Source organism: Nocardia sp. NPDC051929 (assembly GCF_044548645.1).
Taxonomy (GTDB): Bacteria; Actinomycetota; Actinomycetes; order Mycobacteriales; family Mycobacteriaceae; genus Nocardia; species Nocardia sichangensis.
Map to the genome: position 1 here is coordinate 197,773 of NZ_JBIUCG010000009.1, position 22,121 is coordinate 219,893.

Below are 22,121 nucleotides of genomic sequence, written 5' to 3' on the forward strand. Positions count from 1 at the left end.
TCACCGGATCACCTCGTAGGCCGCGGTGTCGAATCGGCTGGTGCGCTGCCGGTATTCGAAGCTCCAGTTCGGGTAGAGACCGGCGTTGAGCCCGTCCGGCGTCTGGTAGTAGCTCTGGCATCCGCCTGTGAGCCATACCGTCGACGAACTGCGGCGAGCCATCTCCGCGACGAAATCGGCCTGCGCTGCCGGTCGCACCTCGATCCGGCGCGTTCCGCGGGAGCGCGCGTCGCGCAAGGCGTCGACGATGTAGGCGATCTGGGATTCGATCATGTAGATCGCGGACTGGTTACCGGCGGCGCCGAACGGACCGAGCGTGCAGAAGAAGTTGGGGAACCCGGACAGCGCGACACCGAGATAGCTCTGCGGTCGTTCCCGATAGAGCTGCGCCAGCGTTCGCCCGTCGCGCCCGACGTAGCGCTCGTAGGCGGTCGGGATCGAGGTGAAACCGGTTCCGAAGATGAGGGTATCCACCGCGTGCTCACTGCCGTCGCGCAGCAGAATCGAGTGCGGCCGGATTTCGGCGATCGGCTGGGTGACCACGTCGACGTTCGGCTGGTCGAGTGCCGGTAGGTAGGTGTCGGAGAAGATCGCTCGTTTGCAGCCGATGACGTAGTCGGGGGTGAGCTTCTTGCGCAGCTCCCGGTCGCGGACCTGCCGCAGCAATTGCAGTCGGCCCAGCGCCTCGTACGGGTGCCGGAAGCGCTGATCGACCAGCGAGATGAGCCCGAAGGTCTCGATCGCCGCGTAGAACCCGCCGCGAATGGCGCGCTGCGCCAGCGGGATACGGCGCAGCAGCCGTCGCTCGAGTTCGAGGGTGCGGCGATCCATGCGCGGGACGATCCAGGGGGCCGATCGCTGGAACAGCAGCAGCTGGGCCACCTTCGGCTGGATCTCCGGCACGAACTGCACCGCCGAGGCGCCGGTGCCGATCACCGCGACCCGCTCGCCGGTGAGATCGTGATCGTGGTTCCAGTGCAGCGAATGGAAGGACGTGCCCGCGAAGGAGTCGATGCCGGGCAGCCGGGGATACTTCGCCTCCGCGAAGAGCCCGGTGGCCGATAGCAGGAAGTCCGCGGTCAGCGTGCCGCGCGAGGTCTCGATCCGCCAGAGCGAACCTTGCTCGTCCCACCGGGCGTCGAGCAGTTCGGCGCCGAACCGGATGTGGCGGACGACATCGTGTTCGATGGCCACCGAGCGGATGTAGTTCAGGATTTCCGGCTGCCGTCCATAGGTGCGCGACCACTCCGGATTGGGTGCGAAGGAGTAGCTGTAGAGGTGGGACGGCACATCGCAGGCACAACCGGGATAGGTGTTGGCCCGCCAGGTGCCGCCGAGGTCGTCGGCGCGTTCGAGGACCACCAGATCGTCGAATCCGGCCTCGCGGAGTTTGATCGCCAGGCCGATGCCGCCCAGACCCGCGCCGACGATCGCGATGGGGGTGTGTTCGATCGGATCGGAGGTCACTGGCGCTTCCTTCCGTGTAGGACCGCGATGAGCAGGTCGACGACCATGTCCACGCGGTGGTCGCGCCGGAACGAGGTGAGCGGCAACGGGGACGGGAAACGCTGGCGCGTGGTGGCTTTGGCGTAGGTGAATTCCCTGAGCCCGTCCGGCCCGTGCACGCGGCCGAATCCGGAGGCGCCGACGCCGCCGAGCGGCAGCGCGGGAATGGTGGCGTGCGCGACGAACGCGTTGATGGAAATGCCGCCCGCCCGGATGCGGTCGGCGATGTCGCGCCCGTTGCGGCGGGCGAACACGGTGCCGCCCAGCCCGTAGGCGCAGCGGTTGACCAACTCGACGGCCTGGTCCATGTCCCTGACCTTGGTGACCGTCAGCGTGGGACCGAAGGTCTCCTCCGTCACCGCGGACGCGTCCTCGGGGACGTCGACGAGGATGGTCGGTTGGACGAACTGACGATCGAGGGCATCCGGGCCGCCGAGCACCGCCCGGGCACCGCGTGCGACGGCGTCCTCGATGTGGCGGCGAATGATCGCGAGTTGCTTCGGCATCGTGATGGGGCCGATCTTCGAATCCGCCCTACCGGCGTCGATCTGTCCCGCCGCCGCCACCAGTTCGGCGAGGAAGTCGTCGTAGACGTCGGCGTGGACGTAGACGCGCTCCACGGCCAGACAGGTCTGCCCCGCGTTGGACAACCCGCCCCACACCGCCGCGTCGGCGGCGGCGGAGAGGTCGGCATCGGCGTCGACGATCAACGCGTCCTTGCCGCCGCACTCCATCAGCACCGGCGTGAGGTTCTCCGCGCACGCCGCGAGGACGAGTTTGCCGGTGGCCGTGGATCCGGTGAACCCGATTTTGCCGACGCCGCTGCGGCACAGAGCGTTTCCGGTGTCGCCGAGCCCGGTGATCACTTGCAGCACCGGCTCGGCGGGCATGGTGCGTGCGAACGCCTCCGCGAGCCACAGCCCGACGCCGGGGGTGTACTCGCTGGGTTTGAACACCACCGCGTTCCCGGCGGCCAGCGCGAAGGAGATGGAGCCGAGCGGAGTGAAGACCGGGTAGTTCCACGGTCCGATCACGCCGACCACGCCGAGGGGAAGGTATTCGACCGTGGCCGCGTGGTTGAGCGTCAGCATGCTCGACGGCACGGAGCGACGGCCGAGCACCTTCTCGGCGTTGCGGGCCGCCCATCGCAAGTGTTCGAGGGCCATCGCGATCTCGAGTTTGGCGTCGGAGACCGGCTTGCCCATTTCCCGGTGGATGATCTGGGCCAGTTCGTTACGGCCGGTGGCGATCTGGGCGCGCCAGGCGTCCAGATGCCGAGCGCGTCCGGCGAAGCCGAGATCGTGCCACCAGGTCGCGGCCTCGTGGGCGGCGGCGACGGCGGTGTCCACGGCATGGCGGTCGTGGACCGGGTAGGTTCCGACCACCTCGCCGGTGGACGGATCGTGCACGTCGAAGGTCGACACGACCGACGGTGCGTGATTGTCGGTGGAGACGCTCATCGGGTCGTCTCCCTCGATCGGCAACGCATAGACAACGCTGTCCCTTTCCTATGACGGTCTCAGAGGTCGACCACGAGGTGTTCGCCCGCGGCGCGGGAGACGCAGACCAGCATCTGGCTCTCGCGTTCGGCCGCGGTGAGCACGCGATCACGGTGGTCGACGGCGCCGGAGACGACCGCGACTTTGCAGGTGCCGCAGAATCCCTGCCGGCAGGAGTAAGGGGTGTCCGGCAGTGCGCGATGAATCGCGGTGAGCGCCGTTTCGTCGGCCGCGACCCGGACGGTGGTCGCAGTGCGCGCCAGAGTGAGGTCGAATTCCGCGCCGTCGACGACCGGCAGCGCGGAGAACCGTTCGGTGTGCAGCGAGGCCGTCGGGTTGAGTGCGAACAGGCACCGCCGCGCCGCATCGAGCATCGGCGGCGGCCCGCATACGTACACCGCCGCACCGGGTTCTGCGCGCGCCAGCAGTGCGGCGACATGCGGAGGGCCGAATTCGTCGTCCGGCCTGACGTCGGCGTCGGGCAGGTCGGCCAGGAACGGCATGGTCTCGCGTGAGCGGCCGACGTACACCAGGCGTCCACGCGCGCCCGCGGCCTCGATCATCGGGATGATCGGGGTGATGCCGATGCCACCGGCCAGGAACAGATACGACGGCGCCTCGACGAAGGTGAACGCGTTGCGCGGCCCGCGAATGCGCAGACGGTCGCCGACTCGCAGCGAATGATGGATCTCGCGCGATCCGCCGCCCCCGTCGGGAATGAGCCGCACCGCGATGCGATACCGGAACCGGTCGCTCGGGTCGCCGCACAGCGAGTACTGGCGCTGCCGTCCCGAGGGCAAGAAGACATCCACGTGCGCGCCCGGCCGCCAGGTGGGCAGCGGACTGCCATCGGCCGCGCGCAGTGTCAGGCTCACCACGTCGGCGGCTTCGCGTTCGATCCCGGCGATCGTGACGTCCGTATCGAAGCCCTTGCGGCGCACCGTGTTCGGGCGGGACAGGAGCGCGGCGGTGCGTCCGGTGACGAACACCTTCCGATAGATGTCCATGACATCGCCGATCAGGCGCAGTCCCCCGGGCGCCGAGCGCTCGGCCAGGGTGGGTGATCCGTTCATCGGTGCGCCGCCCGCGCGGCAGGCGAGTGCGCCAGATAGCGCAGGGCCTTGTCCATCGGACCCAGCTGGGACGGATGGAAACCCGGCCGCAGGTACCGCGGCATCTCGGTAACGAAGACCGTCCACTTCGGGATGACGCCACGCCGGGTCGCGCTCCAGAACTGCAGGCCCCAGAACCGGCCCTTCTGCGGCGACGGATCCTTCCGGTAGAGATAGGCGGTGGAGACGATGAACAGCGGAAGCAACGTCGCGCTGGCCAGGATCGCCGTGCGGGCTCTCCGTGCGTAGCTGCCGTCGATATGCATGAAAGCGTCGTAGACGACGCTGCGGTGCTCCACCTCTTCGGCGCCGTGCCACCGGACCAGGTCCAGCATCGCCGGATGCATGCCCTTCTCCTCGAGGATGTCCGCGTTGAGCAGCCATTCCCCGAGCACCGCTGTGTAGTGCTCCATGCCCGCGAACAGACCCAGCCGTTCCTTGAGCCACTCCTCTCGCGCCCGGCCGGTCAAGCCGTGGTCACCGAGGATGCGATCGACCAGCCAGGCGACTTTGCCGACGTAGGAGTCGACGTCCAACCCGATCGATCGCAGGTGGGCGCGCGCGGCTTCATGACTGTTCGCGTGCATGGTCTCCTGCCCGATGAACCCCGTCACCTCCTCCCGCAATCGTTCGTCGTCGATGTGCGGCAGGGCTTCGGCCAGTGCCTGCGCCATGGCTCGTTCCCCTTCGGGCAGCACCAGGTGCATCACATTGACGATGTGGGTGGCCAAGGCCTCGCCCGGCACGTAGTGCATGGGCACGGAGTCGAAATCGAAATGGACGTCGCGCGCATGGATGGCATGCGCTTCGTCGCGATACCGGCGCTGCGTCGCGCCTGCCTGCTCAGCCATGACCCGACCGTACAGAACAACAAATCGCATTGCAATGTTGCAGCAACAACTCGGGCTGAATGTTGCAGGATAGATCCGTTTTGCTAGCGTTGGCCCATGCCCACCGCGTCGAAGGCCACTGCGAGCAGCGAGAATGTCGCCGGTACCCTCGTCACCCGGATCCTGGACGCGGCTCTGGTCCTCTTCGAGCAGGTCGGCGTCAAGAAGACGACGATCGAGGAAGTGGCGCGGAAGGCGGGCGTGGACCGGGTGACGGTCTATCGCCATGTCGGTGGCCGCGACGACTTGGTGCAAGCCGTGATCAGTCGAGAGGTGGCCGCGGTGCTCGCCGAGATCACCCAGATCGCCGACCGGCACGACGAACTCGGCGATCTCGTCGCCGACATGTTCGTCACCGTGATCACCCGCTGGCGCACGAATCCGCTCGTCGACCGCATGCTGGCGCTGGAACCGGCGCGCGTTGTCCTGAAACTCACCGTCGATGGCGCGGGCCCGTTCGCGATGTCCGTCCACGCGACGGTCACCGCGCTAGAGCGCGCTGTCGAACGGGGAATCCTGCCGCCCGCAACGGATCTGACCACTCGTGCGGAAATCGTGTGCCGGATCGTCCACTCGCTGATCCTCGCGCCGCACGGGCTCACCGAACTCCGGACCGACGGGCAACTCGACGATTTCGCGCGCACATACCTGGTGCCGGTGGTGGCCGGACCGAACGTCGCGCCCCGCTGACACCGGACGCACCGGACCGGTCGCTCCGTGGAATGCCGCGCGCGGATGTCCAACGGACGAACGCTCAGTTGTACCGCGGCAACCGCTGTCGATTTCGTCCGGTGTTCCGCGAAAAACGCTGCGCCGGAATTCGTTCAGAAGACGCCTTCGTCCACTTGGCGATCCCGGATGTGCCGTTGACCAGCGCCACGTCGAATCCGTCGCGTTCGGCGAAACGGTCCTCGGCATCTCCCCGCGCTCTCGTTGCGACGAGACGATCGGCCGTACCTGCGACAAGGCCCGGCAAAATAGCGGAGAGTGTGCTATTTGGCAGGCGATCGATCGCTACTGATCGCGTGGTGAATGGGGGACCGCGACCGTCAGCGGATCGTCGAACATCGTCCCGTTGATCATGTGATGCGCGGTGTTTCACTGTGGCTCCGTACTTCTGGCCTACACCGTCCAGCGGTCAGCCACTCGGAAGTGTTTCCATCCAGAAGCCTTCAGCCAACGAAGAGATGAGGTAGCTGCATGTTGACTGTGTGATGATGAAGGAGGAGGGGTGGCGATCTCGATGACCTACAAGGTGGCTGTCGTCGGAGCGGGTTTCGGCGGCATCGGGATGGGAGTCGGGTTGCGGCGAGCCGGGATCACGGATTTCGTGATCTTCGAGCGGGACGGCGACGTCGGCGGGGTTTGGCGAGACAACACCTATCCGGGCTGCTCCTGTGATGTGCCGTCCCACTTGTATTCGTTCTCGTTCGCGCCCTACCGAAGTCGGCGCATCCGATATCCGCGCCAGGCGGAGATCCTGGAGTATCTGCGCGGGGTCGCCGCCGACCACGGTTTGGTTCCGCATCTGCGATTGGGCACCGCGATCAGGGAAGCCAGCTATCTGGAAACCGAGGGCGGGTGGGAACTGACCACCTCCGACGGGCGGCGTGTGGTCGCCGAGGTGGTGATCTTCGCCGTGGGCCAGCTGCACCGGCCGAGCATTCCCGATCTCGCGGGCCGGGCGGATTTCGCCGGACCGTCGTTCCATTCCGCGCGCTGGGACCACGACCAGGACCTGCACGGCAGGGACGTGGCGGTGATCGGCACCGGCTCCAGCGCGGCACAGATGTTGCCGACCCTGGCCACGAGAGCCCGGCGGGTCCGCGTCTTCCAGCGCACGCCGCACTGGGTACTGCCCAAACCACCCGCCGACTTCGGGCCGCTCGCTCGAACGGCGCTGCGGCTGCCCGGCGCTCACCATCTCTATCGCCGAGTCCTGTACTACGGCTCCGATGCCGTGCTCGCGCCGATCATGCGCCGAGGTTGGTCGGCGCGGCCCGCCGAATGGGCTGCCCGGCGGTACCTGCGCAGCCGGATCGCGGACCCGCGGCTGCGGGCGAAACTCACCCCCGACTATCCGATCGGGGGCAAGCGCATCATCTTCGACAGCCACTATTATTCGGCCTTGGCCCGCGAGAACGTCGAGCTGATCACCGACCCGATCGCCCGGATCACCCGCGATGGAGTGCGCACCGCCGATGGTGCACACCATCCCGCGGATGTGATCATCTACGCCACCGGTTTCCGTGCTCCGGAGTTCCTGGTCCCGATCACCGTGCGTGGACGCGGGGGCGTGCTGCTGCACGACCAGTGGCGTTCCGGAGCGACCGCGCTATTGGGCATGGCGGTTCCCGGCTATCCGAATGCCTTCCTGATCGCCGGGCCGAACAGTTTCAACCCCGCGGGCAGCAATCCGGGAATGAAGGAGTGTCAGGTGGACTACATCGTTCGTTGCCTGCACTGGCGTGATCGGATCGGCGCGTCCGCCATCGAGGTCAGGGAAACCGCGATGCGGGAACATCAGCAGTGGCTCGAGCAAGCGGTCACCAAGACGGTGTGGCCCGCGATGGGATCGAACTGCTGGTACAAACACGACAGCGGGCGCGTCACCAACCCGTGGCCCGCCTCGGCGCGTGCCTTCGATCGCGCCTTACGGCGACCGCCGTCCGAATCGTTCCGTGCGGTTCCCCCCGATCCGGCGAACCCGACAGATCCGGCCGCATCGGAACCGGCCGCCGGAATCCACTCCGAGTGACAATGCCGGCCGCGCCGTATTTCGTTGCTACTCGGATGTTTCCGCTCGCTGGGCCGGATTCGCACCCGAGATCGGTTCATAGAGGGCGATGTGCCAGGCGGAGCCGGGCGTCGGCCGTATCACGGCGCGGCGTTCGTGCGGTCCGATGACCGGCTGCGCGGCTTCGAAACCTCCGGCGCGCAGCCGGTTCAACGCGGCATCCAGGTCGTCCACCTTGATCGCGAGGAACGGGCTGTCGTCCTCGCGGTCGGTGCCCGCGAGCATCACGCGGACGCCATCGCTGTCGAACTGGGCCCAGCGGTCGCCGTCGACGACGGTGGGTTCGGTAGCGAGGACGGCGGCCAGCAGTGCCACCGTGGCGGGCAGGTCGTCGGTGGGGTAGGCGGGGCCGATCCGTTGGATCGTCATGGGTGGGTCCTAACAGTGCGTGGTGCGGGCTCGTTCAGGAACGCCGCTCGGCGTGGGCGGCGCGTACGACCTCGTAGGTGGCGGTGTTGGCCCGGACCGCCTCGGGCAGGTCGTCGGCCATGCTCAGGAAGCCGTGGAACATGCCGTCGCAGCGGTGGATCGCCGCCGGGACACCGGCTCGCCGCAGCCGCTGCCCGTAGTCCTCGCCCTCGTCGCGCAGCGGATCGAACTCCGCGGTGACGATGTGTGCGGGCGGGAGCCCGGCCAGGTCGGCGGAGAGTGGGTTGGCGTACGGATCGGCGCCGTCGTGCGAGCCCAGGTACTGACGCCAATACCAGCGCAGGTGGGCGGCGGTGGTGAAATAGCCGTCGGCGTTGTCGCGGTAGGACGCCGTGGCGCAGGCCGGATCGAGCATGGGATACAGCAGCAGTTGCCGGGCGATCTCGGGGCCGCCTCGATCGCGTGCCATCAACGTGGTCACCGCGGCGAGGTTGCCGCCCGCGCTGTCCCCGGCCACGACGAGGCAGGCGGGATCGCCGCCCAGCGATTCGGCGTGGTCGGCGACCCAGCGCAGCGCCGCGTACGCGTCCTCGGCCGCCGCGGGGAACCGGTGCTCGGGCGCCTGCCGGTAGTCCACCGACACCACGATCGCCTCCGCCCCAACGGCCATGGCCCGGCAGAACCGGTCATGGCTGTCGAGGCTGCAGATCACGAATCCGCCGCCGTGGCAGAAGATCACGATCGGAGGCGGCTGCACCGCCGCGGCGGGACGATAGACGCGGACGCGGATCTCGGGTGCGCCCGGCGGGCCGGGAATCAGTCGATCCCACACCTCGGCGACGGGAATCGGATCGATGACCGGCGCGGGACGGGCGGCGAGCAGCCGCCGGGCCTCGGCGGCATCGAGCACTTCGGTGCCCAATTTCGGGAACGCGGCGCCCGCGGCCTCGACGATCGCCCGCGCCTGTGGTGTCAGCGGCATCGCGGCTCGCCCCTTTCGCTACTGCTCGAGGTCCGGTGGCAGGAACTTGCCCGCCGCCAGGCCGCCGTCGATCGTCACCTCGGCGCCGGTGATGTAGGCCGAGGCGTCGGAAGCAAGGAACGCGACCAGCTCGGCGACCTCCTCCGGCGCGCCGGTGCGTTGCAGCGGCAGGGAGGGGAAGCTGCCGGGGCCGGTGGTCAGGTACGGGACCATCGGGGTCGCGATCGGGCCAGGATGCACCGAGTTGACCCGGATTCCGGCCGGGCCCAGTTCGAGCGCGGCGGTCTTGGTCAGCCCGCGCAGGCCCCATTTCGAGGAGCCGTAGGCGGAGTGACCCATCAGCCCTTCGAGGCCCGCCTGCGAGGAGATGTTGACGATCGAGCCGCCGCCCGCCCGCGTCATCGGCCCGATCGCCGCCTGGATGCCGCGGAACGGACCGACCAGATTCACCCGCAGGATTCGCTCCAACTCCTCCGGCGCGGTGTCGCTCAGCGGCTTCGCGGTGTAGATGGCGGCGTTGTTCACCAGGACGTCCAGCGTGCCGAACGCCGAAACCGCCGTGCCGACGGCGGCCTCCCAGTCGTCACCGCTGCCGACGTCATGCCGGACGAAACGTGCGGCGGCGCCCAACGATTCGGCCAGTTGCGCGCCTTCGGCTTCCAGCACGTCGGTGATCACCACCCGGGCGCCGCGCTCCACGAACAGCCGCGCCTCGGCGGCGCCCTGTCCTCGGGCGGCGCCGGTGATCAGGGCGACCTTCCCACTCAGGTCAACCATGTCGAACTCCTCGTTGTCTTGCGGGGTCAGCTGTTGCGGAAGTGGGGGATGACCTTCTCGCCCCAATGCCGGATGGTCTCCAGGCAGGCCTCCTGCGGCACGGTGCCCATCTGGATGAGGCAGAGGATCTCGTCGGCGCCCGCCGCCTGCAGACGCTCGACGTAGGCGATGGCGTCCTCGGGGCTGCCGTAGGCGTGCTCGACGTTGAAGACCGAGGTGGCGCCGGTCTTCACGGGGATCTTGGCCTCGTGCAGGTAGGCCACGTGGTCGTCGGCGGCCTGCTTGATGGCGGCGACTTCGTCCGCGTTCGGGTCCACGGCCTCGTCGGGAGCCGGACCCGCGCCGTAGTAGTGCTTGATGGACTGGGCGAAGAAGCGCTGTCCGCGGGCGCCGATCTGCTGGGCCTTCTCCCGGTCGTCGAGGACGATGGTGGGGCACAGCGCCGCGAAATGATCGTTCACGACGGTCGAGACGAAACGCTCACCGGTGCGCGCGGCGATCGCCTCGTCATAGGTGCGCCGCAGTTCGGCGATCTCCTCCACGCCCGCGAAACCCAGCACGAGCGCGCCGATTCCGTAGTCGGCGGCCATTTTCAGCGTGTCCTTCTTGGTGCACGCCATGAACAGCGGCGGATGCGGCAGCTGCTCCGGCCGCGGCAGCAGCGAATGCGGCGAGACCTGCAAGAGTTCGCCGTTGTACTCGAATTCGGCCTCGGGATCCTGCCATGCCTTGCCGATCATGCGCAGCGACTCCTCGACCTCCTGGTAGGTGCGCTCGGGGTCGACACCGCACATGGAGGTCTCCACCGGCGTCGCGCCGCGGCCCGCGCCGAGGTTGAGCCGGCCGCCGGACAGCACGTCGAGCATCGCTGCGCGTTCGGCCGCCCGCACGGGGTGGTTGAAGTTGAACGGCATGCACACCACGCCGTGCCCGATCCGGATCCGTTCGGTCTTGGCGGCCACCCAGGTCAGGAAGACCTCAGGGGCGCTCATGTGCGCGTACCACTTCAAGCCGTGGTGCTCGACCGCCCAGACGGTGTCGAATCCCATCTCGTCGGCGAGTACCGCCTGCTCGACACAGTCGCGCAGCACCTGGTGCTCGTGCTCACGCGAGGGGTTGGCCATCTGGGCCTCGAAGATCATCGAGAACTTCATCCGGTCTCCTTCTCGACGCCCGATCGGGCGTTTCCGGTTTCGTCGGGGGTGATTCGTCCCGCTGCGGGACAGTCGGAAGCTGTATGCCTAATCGAAATATGACCGCTGGAATTTCTCAGGTCAGGAGCTAGTCCCGGTGGGCGGGACCGTCCGGTGCCGTGCCCCCGGTGGGCGACCTAGCGTCGGTGCGCAAGGGACGGTCAGAGAGGACGGAAATCGGTGGGACAACTCGACGGCAAGGTGGCGCTGGTCACCGGCGGGGCGCGCGGGATGGGCGCCGAGCACGTACGGCAGTTCGTGGCCGAGGGCGCGCGGGTGGTGTTCGGTGACGTGCTCGATCACGAGGGAACGGCGCTGGCCGCGGAACTGGGTGACGCCGCGCGGTACGTGCACCACGATGTGACCAGCGAGGCCGATTGGTCCGCTGCGGTGTCGGAGGCGGTCGGCCACTACGGGCGGCTGGACGCGGTGGTGAACAACGCGGGCATCCTGCGGTTCGTCCCGATCGCCGAAATGGCTCTGGCGGATTTCACCGCGATCATGTCGGTCAACGTGACCGGCACCTGGCTGGGCATCAAGACCGCCGCACCGGCGCTGGCCGAGACCGGCGGCGGTGCGGTCGTGAACGTCTCCTCGGTGGAGGGGTTCGTCGGCGCCGCGGGCCTGTCCGCCTACAGCGCGAGCAAGTTCGCGATCCGCGGCATCACCAAGTCGGCCGCCCGCGAGCTCGGCCATCTGGGTATCCGAGTCAACTCGCTGCACCCGGGCGGCATCGCCACGCCCATGACCGCGGCGGTGTCCGGTGCGTCCGGCGTCGACGGCGACGGCTTCTTCGCGAGCCTGCCGATCCCGCGCTGGGGGCAGCCCGTCGAGGTCTCCCATGTGGCGGTGTTCCTGGCCTCGGACGCGGCGAGTTATTGCACCGGAGGCGAATTCGTGGTCGACGGCGGCATGCTCACCGGCTGCGGCTACTGACGGGAAGCGACGCGATGACTCAGGAATTCGAATTCGACGTGGTGGTCGTCGGTTCCGGCGCCGCGGGCATGACCGCCGCCCTCACGGCCGCCTACCGTGGACTTTCGGTGACGCTGATCGAGAAAGGCCGAGCGTTCGGCGGCTCCACGGCACGGTCCGGCGGCGGCATCTGGATCCCGAACAACCCGGTACTGCAGCGCGAAGGCGTGCCCGACAGCCCGGAACTTGCCCGCACCTATCTCGCGGCCGTGGTGGGCGATCGGGTACCGGAGGCCAGGCAGCGGGCGTTTCTCGAGCGCGGACCGGAGATGATGCGCTACCTCGGCGCTCGCAGCAAATATTGGGAATTCGTCTACGACCGTGGCTATTCCGACTACCACCCCGAGTTCCCCGGTGGTCTCGCCCAGGGACGCAGCATCGAGCCGGCCCCGCTGGACGGACGGCTGCTCGGCGGCGACCTGCACAAGATCAACCAGCCGACCATGTCCGGTCCCAAGGGCATCGCCTTCACCGTCAGCGACTTCCACGATCTGAACATGATCGCCCGCACCTGGGCCGGGAAGCGCACCGCGATCAAGGTCGGTATCCAAGCGGTGGGGAACAAGCTGCGCGGACGGCTGCCGCTGAGCCTGGGCAAGGCCCTCGCGGCCCGGCTGTGGCTGTCGCTGCGCGACGCCGGGGTGCCGGTGTGGCTGAACACGCCGCTGACCGAACTGATCACCGAGGGCAACGCGGTGGTCGGCGTACGCGCCGAACGCGACGGGACGCCGGTGGTGATCAAGGCGCGCCGCGGCGTGGTGCTGGCGGCGGGCGGCTTCGAGCACAACCTGGAGATGCGTCGGCAGTACATGAGCGGCCCCCAGTCCACCGAATGGACGGTGGGCGCCACCGAGAACGTCGGTGAGGGCATCGTCGCGGGCCAGAAGGCCGGCGGCGCGGTCGATCTCATGGACGACGCCTGGTGGGGACCGTCCGTGCGCAATCCCGACGGGCCGCCGTTCTTCTGCCTCGCCGAGCGCTCCCAGCCCGGCGGCATCATGGTGAACCACGCGGGCGAGCGGTTCGTCAACGAATCGGCCCCCTACGTCAACGTCGTGCACAAGATGTACGAGCAGGAAGCGGCGGGCGTCGGGCACATCCCGGCGTACTTCATCATGGACCAGCGGTTCCGGGACCGGTACCTGTTCCTGGGCAACTTCCCGAAGCGTCCGCTTCCGCAGAAGTACCTGGATGCCGGGATCATCCAGCAGGCAGACACTTTGGCCGAGCTCGCGGCGAAGATCGGCGTGCCGCCCGCGGCGCTCACCGCGACGGTGGAGCGCTTCAACGGTTTCGCCCGTGCCGGTCGCGACGAGGACTTCCGCCGTGGCGATTCCGCGTACGACCGCTACTACGGCGATCCGACGGTGCGGTCCAATCCGTGCCTGGCACCGATCGAGCAGGGGCCGTTCTACGCCGTCGAGATGGTGCCGGGTGATCTGGGCACCAAGGGCGGTTTGGTCACCGACGAGCACGCGCGCGTCCTCGACAGCGACGACCAGCCCATCCCCGGCCTGTACGCGGCGGGGAACAACTCGGCCTCGGTGATGGGCAACGACTACGCGGGCGCGGGCGCGACCATCGGTCCCGCCATGGTGTTCGGCTACATCGCGGCCGGTCATATCGCAGGGAACCAGCCGGGAACGACCGAACGTCGGGCGCAGACATCGGAAGGAGCGCGTTGATGGGACGCGTCGAGGGTAAGAACGTGATCGTCACCGGCGGCGCCCGAGGAATGGGTGCGGCCTTCGCGCGGCGGCTGGTCGCCGAGGGCGCCAGAGTGTTGATCAGCGACGTCCTGGTGGACGATGGCGTGGCTCTGGCCGCCGAGCTGGGCGACGCGGCGACCTTCCTCCCGCTCGACGTCACCGACGAGTCGGCCTGGAACGACGTGGTCACCTACACCGAGAAGGTCTTCGGGCCGGTCTCGGGCCTGGTCAACAACGCGGGCATCGTCCACGTCGATCCGATCGAGAAGCTGTCGGAAGCCGATTTCCGCAAGGTGATCGACGTCAACCAGGTCGGGGTGTTCCTCGGCATGAAGACGGTGCTGGGGTCGATGCGCCGGGCCGGAGGCGGCTCCATCGTCAATATCTCCTCGATCGGCGGCATCATCGCCTTCTCCAACATCCTCGGCTACACCGCGTCCAAATGGGCCGTGCGCGGCATGACCAAGACCGCCGCCCAGGAGTTCGCCGCCGACGACATTCGCGTCAACTCGGTGCACCCCGGTGTCGTGGTCACCGAGATGACCGCGGAATCGGCACGCTCGCAGGGCATGTCGGGCAATCAGCCGATCCGCAGGGCCGGCCGTCCCGAGGAACTGGCGAACCTGGTGCTGTTCCTGATCAGTGACGAGTCGAGCTTCAGCACCGGCTCGGAATTCGTGGCGGACGGCGGCTACACGTGCCTGTGAGGACCACCGGCAGAGCAAACCGGCGGGCCGACCGCCGAGCGAGACAAGGAAATCGACCGTGAAGAATTTCGAGGGCAGGACCGCGGTGATCACCGGCGCGGGCGCGGGCATCGGCCGGGCGTTGGCGGTCGAACTCGCCCGCCGCGGTGCACGGCTGGCGCTGTCGGGCCGCAACGTGGAGAACGTCGCCGAGACCGCGGCGCTGTGTGCCAAGGAAGGCGCGCAAGCGCGCGCGTACAAGCTGGACGTGACCGACCGGGCGGCGGTGTACCGCCACGCCGACGAGGTGGCCGAGGACTTCGGCGGGATCAATCTGGTGGTCAACAACGCCGGAGTCTCGCTGACCGCGAATGTGGAAGAACTCGGCTGGGCCGACTTCGAATGGATCGTCGGCATCAACTTCTGGGGCGTCGCCTACGGCACGAAGGCGTTCCTGCCTCATGTCATCGCCTCCGGTGACGGCCATATCGCGAACGTGTCGAGCATGTTCGGCCTGGCCGCCTGCCCAAGCCAGGGCGCCTACAGTGCGACGAAATTCGCCATTCGCGCCTTCACCGACGCGCTGCGGCAGGAGATGAACATCGCCGGGCACGCGGTGGGCGTCAGTAGCGTGCATCCGGGCATGATCAAGACCGAGATCGCCTGGAAGGCGCGGGCGGGCGGCGATCGCGACCGCGACGCGCTGGCCGCCAACTTCGACCGCCTGGCCAAGACCAGCCCGGAGCACGCCGCGCGGGTCATCGTGAACGGTATCCGCAAGAACAAGGCGAAGATCTTGATCGGCGCGGATGCCCACGTCATCGATTGGCTGCCAAGGGTTTTCGGATCCGGATACCAGAAGATCCTCACCGCGCAGATGAAGAACGAGGTCGCCTGACACGCGGCGCGCAGATCCTGTGGGCGGCAGGTGCGTGTCAGCAGCCGGACACGTTCTCGCTGATCACCCACTGCACAAGGTGGTCCTACCGAACCGGGTCCTTCGCGACCTGGGCGGGTAGGACCGCCTTGCTCGTTTCCGGCGCTTCGACAAGAAGGACGGCCCATGCTGAGGGATGGCAATGGAACGGGCTCGAGACGGTGGCGCTCCAAGAGGCGATGCAGCGGTCTCCTGACCCATATAGCTATCCTGCCGTGTGGGGGGTGGTGCAACGGTGAATTGGGGTCGCCTACAGGTTCACCGGCGGCCCGGGAGGCGATCACCGGGGTAGAGGCCGGGAAGTACTCAGGGCTGGGCACCCTGCGAACGCAGGACCCGTTTGAGGACCTTGCCTGCAGCGTTTCGAGGTAGTGCCGCTACGACCTCGATGCGACGCGGGGCCTTGTAACCGGCGATACGGGTCCGGGCCCAGGCGAGGATCTCTGTCGGGTCGATTTCGACGGGGCCGTCGGGGACGACGAAGGCGTGGCCGACTTCGCCGAGACGAGCGTCGGGGACACCGACTACTGCGGCTTCCGCGATCTCGGGATGGTCGAGGAGGATTCGCTCGATCTCGGCGGGGTGGACGTTGAACCCGCCCACGATGAACATGTCCGCGCGGCGGTCGGCGATGCGCAGGTAGCCGTTGGTGTCGAGGGTGCCGATATCGCCGGTGTGCAACCAGCCGCCGGAATCGATGGCCGCTGTTGTCGCTGCGGGGTCGTCGAGGTAACCGTGCATCACGTTGGGACCGGAAATCACGATCTCGCCGGGCTCACCCGCCCGCACCCGTCGCCCGGAATCGTCCACAACCCGAATCAGCGTGCCGGGCAGCGCTTTTCCTACGGTGTGCGCCAGGAGGTGCGCCGGTGCATCGGGTGCGCACATCGTGGCGACGCCGGTCGACTCGGTCAGTCCGTACCCGGTGAAGATGTTCTCGGCACCCAGTTCACAGCGGATCCGCTCCACCAATTCGGTCGGCACGCTCGAACCACCCGTGCCCGCCAGCCGCAGGGAACTCAGATCGTGGGCGGCGCGTCGGTGCGTGAGCAGGTCGTGGAAGAGGGTCGGTGGGCCGGTCAGCACGGTGATCCGCTCGCGCTCGATGGCGCTGAACACACGCTGCGGATCGAATCGGTCCACCGGCACCATGGTGGCGCCGCGTAACAGGCACGCGATGATCCCGGCCTTGTAGCCGAAGGTGTGGGAGAACGGGTTCACCAGCAGATACCTGTCGTCGCCGGAGAGAGTGACCGCATCGGCCCAACGGCTGAACGCCTCGATCGTCTGCCGGTGGGTGGACGGCACGCCTTTCGGCACTCCCGTGGTGCCGGAGGTGAACAGGATGTCGGAGACCGACTCCGGGTCCACGGACGCGATCCGCGCGTCGGCGTCCGCGACGGGAACTTCGGCGCCGAGTGCGAGAAATCGGGACCACGAGAGTTCCGCGGCGGTGTCGTCGAGCACGACGGTGGTGTGCAACTCCGGCAGCGCGCACCCCGACTCCCGCAGCATCCCCGGGTAGTCGGTGCCGAGGAATCCGGCCACGGTGAGCAACATGCGGCACCGGCCGCGAGCGAGGATGTCGGCCGCCTCGCGACCGCGCAGCCGAGTACTGATCGGGACGAGCGTCGCGCCCGCACCGAGCACGCCGAGCGCGGCGGTCACCCATCGCGCGGTGTTGGGCGCCCAGATCGCCACCCGATCGCCGGGCCGCACCGATCGTGCCAGCAACGCCCGTGTGACCCGCCGCGCCGCGACGGCGAGTTCGGCGTAGGTGAGCTGACCCTCCGGCGCCACCACCGCGATCCGCGCGCCGTGCCGCCGTGCCCGGTCGGCCAGTACCGCCGGAATGGTCGCGAGCTCACCGGTCGCCGCGCGCCGTCGATCCATGCCGCGATCGTGCCGTACCAGTCGTTCGCTTCGGACCGATCGCCGCCGAACATCCCGCTGACCGGGAATTCTCTCCCGGTCAGGAGTTCGCAGGTACCGCGGATCGCCCATCGGTACCGGCGCGGTCGCCATATGGCACGTCGAGCGGTCGAGGGCGGCGACGACCGGCATGCCGCCATCCGGTCGGCTCACGCGGGATCGCTGGTCCTGCTCAGCGGGACCACGGGTACGGCAGGTGACCAGTGGCACGGCAGGCTCGAAACGAGCGACAGGTGTGTGCGCCGCGGTTCGCCCCGCGCACGGCCCGGTGTACGAGATCCGAATCGCGCTGAGGCGCGGAACGTTCAGTGATTGCCAAGGAGTGACATGACGGCCGGAGCAGAGCTAGTGGAGCGAAACGACGAGGCAGCGGGCGCGGGGCCGGTCGTCGAACTCGACGGCGCCTGTTCGCTGTCCCGGGAACGCATCGGCGGCAAGGCGTGGAGCGTCAACCGCATGCGCGCGCTCGGCCTCTCGGTGCCGCCCGCGTTCGTGATCACCGTCGAGGGCTGGGCCGACTTCTCCGCGCGCGGGGAGATCGGCGAGGACATCTGGCACGGTGTCCGGGCGGGCATCGCCGCTGTGGAGCGCGGCACCGGCCGCATCTTCGGATCCGGCACCCGCCCGCTGCTGGTGTCGGTCCGCTCGGGCGCGGCGGTGAGCATGCCGGGGATGATGGACACGGTACTCAACCTCGGCATGAACGAGGCGGTCGAGCGAGCGCTGGCGGCGGAGACCGGGAACCCGGGCTACGCGGCCGATACGCGGGAGCGGTTCCGTACCCAGTATCGCGAAACGGTGCTGGGTGATCCCGCCGGTGCGGTGCCGGAGGACCCCTGGGAGCAGTTGCGGGCGGCCATCAGTGCGGTGTTCCGGTCCTGGGATTCGCCCCGGGCGCAGACGTATCGGCGCAATCGCGGCGTGTCCGCAAGCCTCGGCACGGCGGTGACGGTGCAAGCCATGGTGTTCGGCAATCTCGACGAGAAGTCCGGTACCGGTGTGCTGTTCAGCCGCAACCCGAACACCGGAGAGCGCGCGACGTTCGGCGAGTGGCTGGTGGGCGGACAGGGTGAGGACGTGGTGTCCGGCCGGACCACTCCCCGGCCGCTCGACGAACTGGCGACGCTGTCACCGCAGGTGCACGCCGAACTCATCGCGGCGGCCGACCTGCTGGAACGCGACGGTCGCGATATCCAGGACATCGAATTCACCGTCGAGTCCGGCACCCTGTGGCTGTTGCAGTCGCGGTCGGCCAAGCGCTCGGCGCGGGCGGCGGTGCGTGCCGCGGTCGCGATGGCCGAGGAAGGGCTCATCGGCACCGACGAGGCGCTGAACCGGGTCACCGCCGACCAGGTGCGCACCGTGCTGCGCCCGGCGACCGGGGAGTACACCGGGACACCGCTCGCACGCGGCGAAGCGGCGTGTCCGGGCCTGGCCTCGGGTGTCGTCGTCACTGATCCGCACGAGGCCGAGCGTAGGGCGGAGACGGGCGAGGACGTGATCCTCGTCCGCCCGACCACCAGCCCCGACGACCTGCACGGCATGATCGCCGCCCGGGCGATCGTCACCGAATTGGGCGGAGCCACTTCGCATGCCGCGCTGGTCGGTCGCGAGCTCGGCAGGCCGTGCGTGGTCGGTTGCGGCCCCGGCGTCGTCGCGGCCCTCGCCGGTCAGGTGGTGACCGTGGACGGCGGTGCGGGCAGCGTCTGGCCGGGCCGGGTCGAAGGCAAACCCGTCGATGCGAACACCCTCGCGGACGTCGGCCGATTGGCCGGGTGGGCGGGCACCGACGCCGACCGGTTGGCGGCGTGGCTCGACGCGCGCGCGACCGATGTCTCGGTGAAAGTAGATGTGGCATCCCCGGCGACCGTGACGGATATTCCCGACCTCGATTTGCTGCGGCTGATCGGGATCAAAGGCCGGGCCGCCCATGACGCGCTGGCCGCGGGCGTAGCTGCGTCTGCCGAGACGGTCGCCGCTCGATGCGAACAGCTGGTAACCGCGGGATGGTGCGCCGCGACACCGATCGGAGTGCGGCTCACACCCGAGGGCAGACAGCACCTGGACGGCCTGCTGGCGGCGGAGCGACGGACCGTCGACCGTGCCGCGATCGCCTCTGTCTACGCCGAATTCTGTGATTTCAACGGGGTTTTGAAAGAAGTCGTCACCGCCTGGCAGATGAAGGACCCGGCCACCGTCAACGATCATGCCGACGCCGACTACGACGGTGCGGTGCTGACCCGGCTGACCGACCTGCACGGCGCCGTGCAGCCGCTGCTGCGGCGGATCGGCGACGTCGCGCCCCGGCTGGCACGGTACCGCGTCCGCTTCGCACACGCCGTCGAGCGGATCGCCGATGGTGACCACGCTTGGGTCGCACGGCCGGTGCTCGACAGCTACCACACCGTGTGGTTCGAGTTGCACGAAGACCTGATCGGACTGTGCGGCCTGAGCCGCGCCGACGAGGCGGCGGCCGGCCGTGCCCACTGACAGCACGGGCGAAGCCACCGTGCCCGGTGACCGGTGGGTCGAGTTCGCCCAGATCGACAACGTCCGCGACCTGGGCGGGTTGCCCGTGCAGAACGGCGGCACAACCCGTTTCGGCGTCGTCTACCGTTCCAGCACGCCGCAGAATCTCACCGAGTCCGACATGGCGAAGCTGCTCGGACCGATCGGTCTGCGCACGCTGATCGATCTCCGGCTGCCCGACGAGGTGGAGCGCGAGGGCTACGGCCTGCTGGCCACCGCCGACGTCCGGCGGGTCTGCCTCCCGGTGCGGAAATCGCCGCAATCCTCGCTCGCCGCACGAGATCTGGTCCCCGACTCGAGCCGGGTGGATCTGGTCGACTTGTACGACAAGCTGCTGGCGGGCAGCGCCGAGTCCATCGTCGCGGCGGTCCGGCTCGTCATCGACGCAGGCCACCACTCGGTGCTGTTCCACTGCGCCGCGGGCAAGGATCGCACCGGAGTGCTCGCAGCGGTGCTCCTGGACGCGGTGGGCGTGCCGCCGGAGGCGATCGCGGCCGATTACGCCCTGACCGGCGAACGCATGCACCGGGTCCGTGACCGGCTCGACGCGCTTCCGTCCTACACGGGGCTGCCCCCGGTCAGCACCGGCATTCTCGGCGTCGAGGCCGAAGTGATGCGGCGTTTTCTCGCGAAACTGTCCGCGGACCACGGCGGCGCGGCCGAGTGGTTGCTGGCCTGCGGGCTCACCACAGGGGAGCTGGCACGACTGCGTGCCGTGCTGATCGCGCCGGAATAGGACATCGCGGCCCGGTCCGGCGCGCTCACCGAGCCGCTCCGGCAGGTCAGTCCTTGACCGGGTCGGCTCCGGCCCGCTTGATCACCGAGTCGCCGACCTCCAGCACCTTCCACAACGTGCGGTCCACGCGGATCTTCATCGTGCTGCCATCCTGCAACCGGACGTGCAAGCGCCGATACAGATTCGCGCCGTCCAGCAACCCACGCGACTTCTTCACGACCGTCCCGCGCCACTCCTGCTGTGTCACTGATCGACTCCTCACTCGACTGGACGCCGACGCCGTAGCGATTCCCCGACCGGCGTGGTTCCAGTGTCGCCACCCACCGCGCTGGAAACATCGCCATTCAGAAGTAAGTCCGCTGTGCCGAAAGTCGCACACCCCGTCGGGCGGTCGGTTGATGCCGCATGCCACCGGAGGGTGATTATGGGTCCGGCGGACACCTCTGCGTGCTGACGGCGGCCCGATCCTCGAGCGCGAATTCGTGACCCGCATCCGCTCAGCGGCGCGGTCGTCCGGTGGGTCCCGAAACGACTGAGCGGGTCGGGTGGATCACGATCCACCCGACCCGCTCCGGTCGTCGACTACCGCGGCAACAGTTCGGCTTTCAGCGCTTCCAGCGTGGCACCGTCGACGCCGAGTCCGTCGGTGACGAACCGGTCGAACGATCCGAAGGACGCGGCGGCCTGGTCGAAAGCAGCGTCGAGGTATTCGGCGCGCACGCCGAGGATCGGATCGAACAGCGCCGGATCGGTGACCAGCCCCTTGGCCACCAGCCCGTCCATCGTCGTCTTGTTGCTCGCGGCCAGGTTGTCGTTCGATTCCAGATAGTCCTTGTACACCTGGCCTTTCGGCACACCGAGCGCCGTCATCAAGATCGCGGTCATCCAACCGGTGCGGTCCTTGCCCGCGGTGCAATGGAACAACACGGGTCCGTTCGCGTTCACGATGTCCCGGATGGCGGCCCCGAACTGCGCGCGAGCCGCGGCGTCGGTGACCAGCCAGCGGTAGTAGTCGCGCATGATGCCCGCGGCCTTGCCGTCGCCGAACATCTGCTGCTGCACGGCGGGACCGCCCTGCACCGCCTTGCCCACCATCAGGTAGAAGTCGTTGCCAGGGTCGTACACCGGACGCGCGAGCGCGGGAATCGACGCCGGAAGCTTGTCGGGGTTGGCCCCGGACTCGTTCGGGCTGCGGAAATCGATCACCGCGGTGATGCCCGACGTGACCAGCTTCTGCTGGTCGGCGGCGGTGAGTTTGTCCAGGGCGTCGGTGCGGAACACCACGCCGGTACGGAGTTTGCCGTTGCCCTGGGTGGGATAGTCACCGATGTCCCGCGCATTCGGCGCCGACGACAACTGCATGGAGCGGTCGTGCACAGTGTGCACCAGTCCGGGCCCCGCCAATGCGGTGGTGGTGGACGGGAACACGGCGATCAATGCGGCGGCGACACCGGTCACCGCCCCGCGAACAACACGCGAAATCGTCACTGGC

At 68.4% G+C, this 22,121-nt stretch carries 19 protein-coding genes; 8 read left to right on the forward strand and 11 right to left on the reverse strand.

Features of this window, described 5'->3' with window-relative positions:
• Genes ACIHAX_RS13955 through ACIHAX_RS13970 form a run of 4 tightly spaced genes read right to left on the reverse strand, consistent with a single transcriptional unit; the run spans position 1 to position 4,968 of the window.
• On the reverse strand, positions 1–1,467 hold the full coding sequence (locus ACIHAX_RS13955) for an NAD(P)/FAD-dependent oxidoreductase (RefSeq protein WP_364436824.1): 1,467 nt from the start codon (positions 1,465–1,467) through the stop codon (positions 1–3).
• The gene (locus ACIHAX_RS13960; RefSeq protein ID WP_397277644.1) at positions 1,464–2,966 is read right to left on the reverse strand and encodes an aldehyde dehydrogenase family protein; all 1,503 of its coding nucleotides are present in this window, start codon (positions 2,964–2,966) and stop codon (positions 1,464–1,466) included. The genes ACIHAX_RS13955 and ACIHAX_RS13960 overlap by 4 nt, the downstream gene beginning before the upstream one ends.
• Positions 2,967–3,025: 59 nt before the next feature.
• Complete coding sequence (locus tag ACIHAX_RS13965) at positions 3,026–4,078, reverse strand: PDR/VanB family oxidoreductase (protein ID WP_397277646.1); 1,053 nt, start codon at positions 4,076–4,078, stop codon at positions 3,026–3,028.
• A complete protein-coding gene (locus ACIHAX_RS13970; protein ID WP_364436818.1) occupies positions 4,075–4,968 on the reverse strand; it encodes a metal-dependent hydrolase in 894 nt (297 codons plus the stop codon). The genes ACIHAX_RS13965 and ACIHAX_RS13970 overlap by 4 nt, the downstream gene beginning before the upstream one ends.
• Positions 4,969–5,064: 96 nt before the next feature.
• Between ACIHAX_RS13970 and ACIHAX_RS13975 the strand changes: the two genes are divergently transcribed.
• Together ACIHAX_RS13975 and ACIHAX_RS13980 are read left to right on the forward strand one after the other, a co-directional pair.
• Positions 5,065–5,697 (forward strand): TetR/AcrR family transcriptional regulator, encoded by a 633-nt coding sequence (locus ACIHAX_RS13975; RefSeq protein ID WP_364436815.1) that lies wholly within the window; start codon positions 5,065–5,067, stop codon positions 5,695–5,697.
• Between the two features lie 541 nt (positions 5,698–6,238).
• A complete protein-coding gene (locus ACIHAX_RS13980; protein ID WP_364436812.1) occupies positions 6,239–7,765 on the forward strand; it encodes an NAD(P)/FAD-dependent oxidoreductase in 1,527 nt (508 codons plus the stop codon).
• Between the two features lie 27 nt (positions 7,766–7,792).
• Here the strand turns inward: ACIHAX_RS13980 and ACIHAX_RS13985 are convergent, their stop codons facing one another.
• The 4 genes from ACIHAX_RS13985 to ACIHAX_RS14000 are packed head-to-tail and all read right to left on the reverse strand — an operon-like array spanning position 7,793 to position 11,086.
• On the reverse strand, positions 7,793–8,173 hold the full coding sequence (locus ACIHAX_RS13985) for a hypothetical protein (RefSeq protein WP_355075416.1): 381 nt from the start codon (positions 8,171–8,173) through the stop codon (positions 7,793–7,795).
• 34 nt (positions 8,174–8,207) lie between these two features.
• Entirely contained in the window at positions 8,208–9,155 is a 948-nt protein-coding gene (locus ACIHAX_RS13990) for an alpha/beta hydrolase (protein ID WP_397277649.1), read from the reverse strand.
• Between the two features lie 18 nt (positions 9,156–9,173).
• Positions 9,174–9,932 (reverse strand): glucose 1-dehydrogenase, encoded by a 759-nt coding sequence (locus tag ACIHAX_RS13995; protein ID WP_364436805.1) that lies wholly within the window; start codon positions 9,930–9,932, stop codon positions 9,174–9,176.
• A gap of 26 nt (positions 9,933–9,958) precedes the next feature.
• Entirely contained in the window at positions 9,959–11,086 is a 1,128-nt protein-coding gene (locus ACIHAX_RS14000) for an LLM class flavin-dependent oxidoreductase (protein WP_355075421.1), read from the reverse strand.
• Between the two features lie 219 nt (positions 11,087–11,305).
• Here ACIHAX_RS14000 and ACIHAX_RS14005 point away from each other — a divergent pair, with 219 nt between their 5' ends.
• From ACIHAX_RS14005 to ACIHAX_RS14020, 4 genes are read left to right on the forward strand one after another with little or no spacing between them, the layout of a single operon-like run.
• Positions 11,306–12,061, forward strand: a complete 756-nt coding sequence (locus tag ACIHAX_RS14005) for a glucose 1-dehydrogenase (RefSeq protein ID WP_356965835.1) — start codon at positions 11,306–11,308, stop codon at positions 12,059–12,061.
• Between the two features lie 14 nt (positions 12,062–12,075).
• A complete protein-coding gene (kstD, locus tag ACIHAX_RS14010) occupies positions 12,076–13,785 on the forward strand; it encodes a 3-oxosteroid 1-dehydrogenase (RefSeq protein ID WP_397277651.1) in 1,710 nt (569 codons plus the stop codon).
• On the forward strand, positions 13,785–14,516 hold the full coding sequence (locus ACIHAX_RS14015; RefSeq protein ID WP_364436795.1) for a glucose 1-dehydrogenase: 732 nt from the start codon (positions 13,785–13,787) through the stop codon (positions 14,514–14,516). Before kstD ends, ACIHAX_RS14015 begins: the two co-directional genes overlap by 1 nt.
• 58 nt (positions 14,517–14,574) lie before the next feature.
• The gene (locus ACIHAX_RS14020) at positions 14,575–15,393 is read left to right on the forward strand and encodes an SDR family NAD(P)-dependent oxidoreductase (RefSeq protein ID WP_397277654.1); all 819 of its coding nucleotides are present in this window, start codon (positions 14,575–14,577) and stop codon (positions 15,391–15,393) included.
• A 345-nt stretch (positions 15,394–15,738) separates the two neighbouring features.
• Here ACIHAX_RS14020 and ACIHAX_RS14025 read toward each other — a convergent pair whose 3' ends face one another.
• Positions 15,739–17,325, reverse strand: a complete 1,587-nt coding sequence (locus ACIHAX_RS14025) for a FadD3 family acyl-CoA ligase (protein WP_397277656.1) — start codon at positions 17,323–17,325, stop codon at positions 15,739–15,741.
• 366 nt (positions 17,326–17,691) lie between these two features.
• Here ACIHAX_RS14025 and ACIHAX_RS14030 point away from each other — a divergent pair, with 366 nt between their 5' ends.
• Together ACIHAX_RS14030 and ACIHAX_RS14035 are read left to right on the forward strand one after the other, a co-directional pair.
• Positions 17,692–19,854 carry a pyruvate, phosphate dikinase gene (locus ACIHAX_RS14030; protein WP_397277658.1) on the forward strand — a complete coding sequence of 721 codons (2,163 nt, stop codon included), beginning with the start codon at positions 17,692–17,694 and terminating at the stop codon, positions 19,852–19,854.
• Positions 19,844–20,629: a tyrosine-protein phosphatase gene (locus ACIHAX_RS14035; RefSeq protein ID WP_364436783.1), complete on the forward strand. Its 786-nt coding sequence runs from the start codon at positions 19,844–19,846 to the stop codon at positions 20,627–20,629. Before ACIHAX_RS14030 ends, ACIHAX_RS14035 begins: the two co-directional genes overlap by 11 nt.
• A 46-nt stretch (positions 20,630–20,675) precedes the next feature.
• Here the strand turns inward: ACIHAX_RS14035 and ACIHAX_RS14040 are convergent, their stop codons facing one another.
• Together ACIHAX_RS14040 and ACIHAX_RS14045 are read right to left on the reverse strand one after the other, a co-directional pair.
• Positions 20,676–20,876: a hypothetical protein gene (locus ACIHAX_RS14040; protein WP_364436780.1), complete on the reverse strand. Its 201-nt coding sequence runs from the start codon at positions 20,874–20,876 to the stop codon at positions 20,676–20,678.
• A 335-nt stretch (positions 20,877–21,211) separates the two neighbouring features.
• The gene (locus tag ACIHAX_RS14045) at positions 21,212–22,117 is read right to left on the reverse strand and encodes a tyrosine-protein phosphatase (RefSeq protein WP_364436777.1); all 906 of its coding nucleotides are present in this window, start codon (positions 22,115–22,117) and stop codon (positions 21,212–21,214) included.
• Positions 22,118–22,121: the final 4 nt, after the last annotated feature.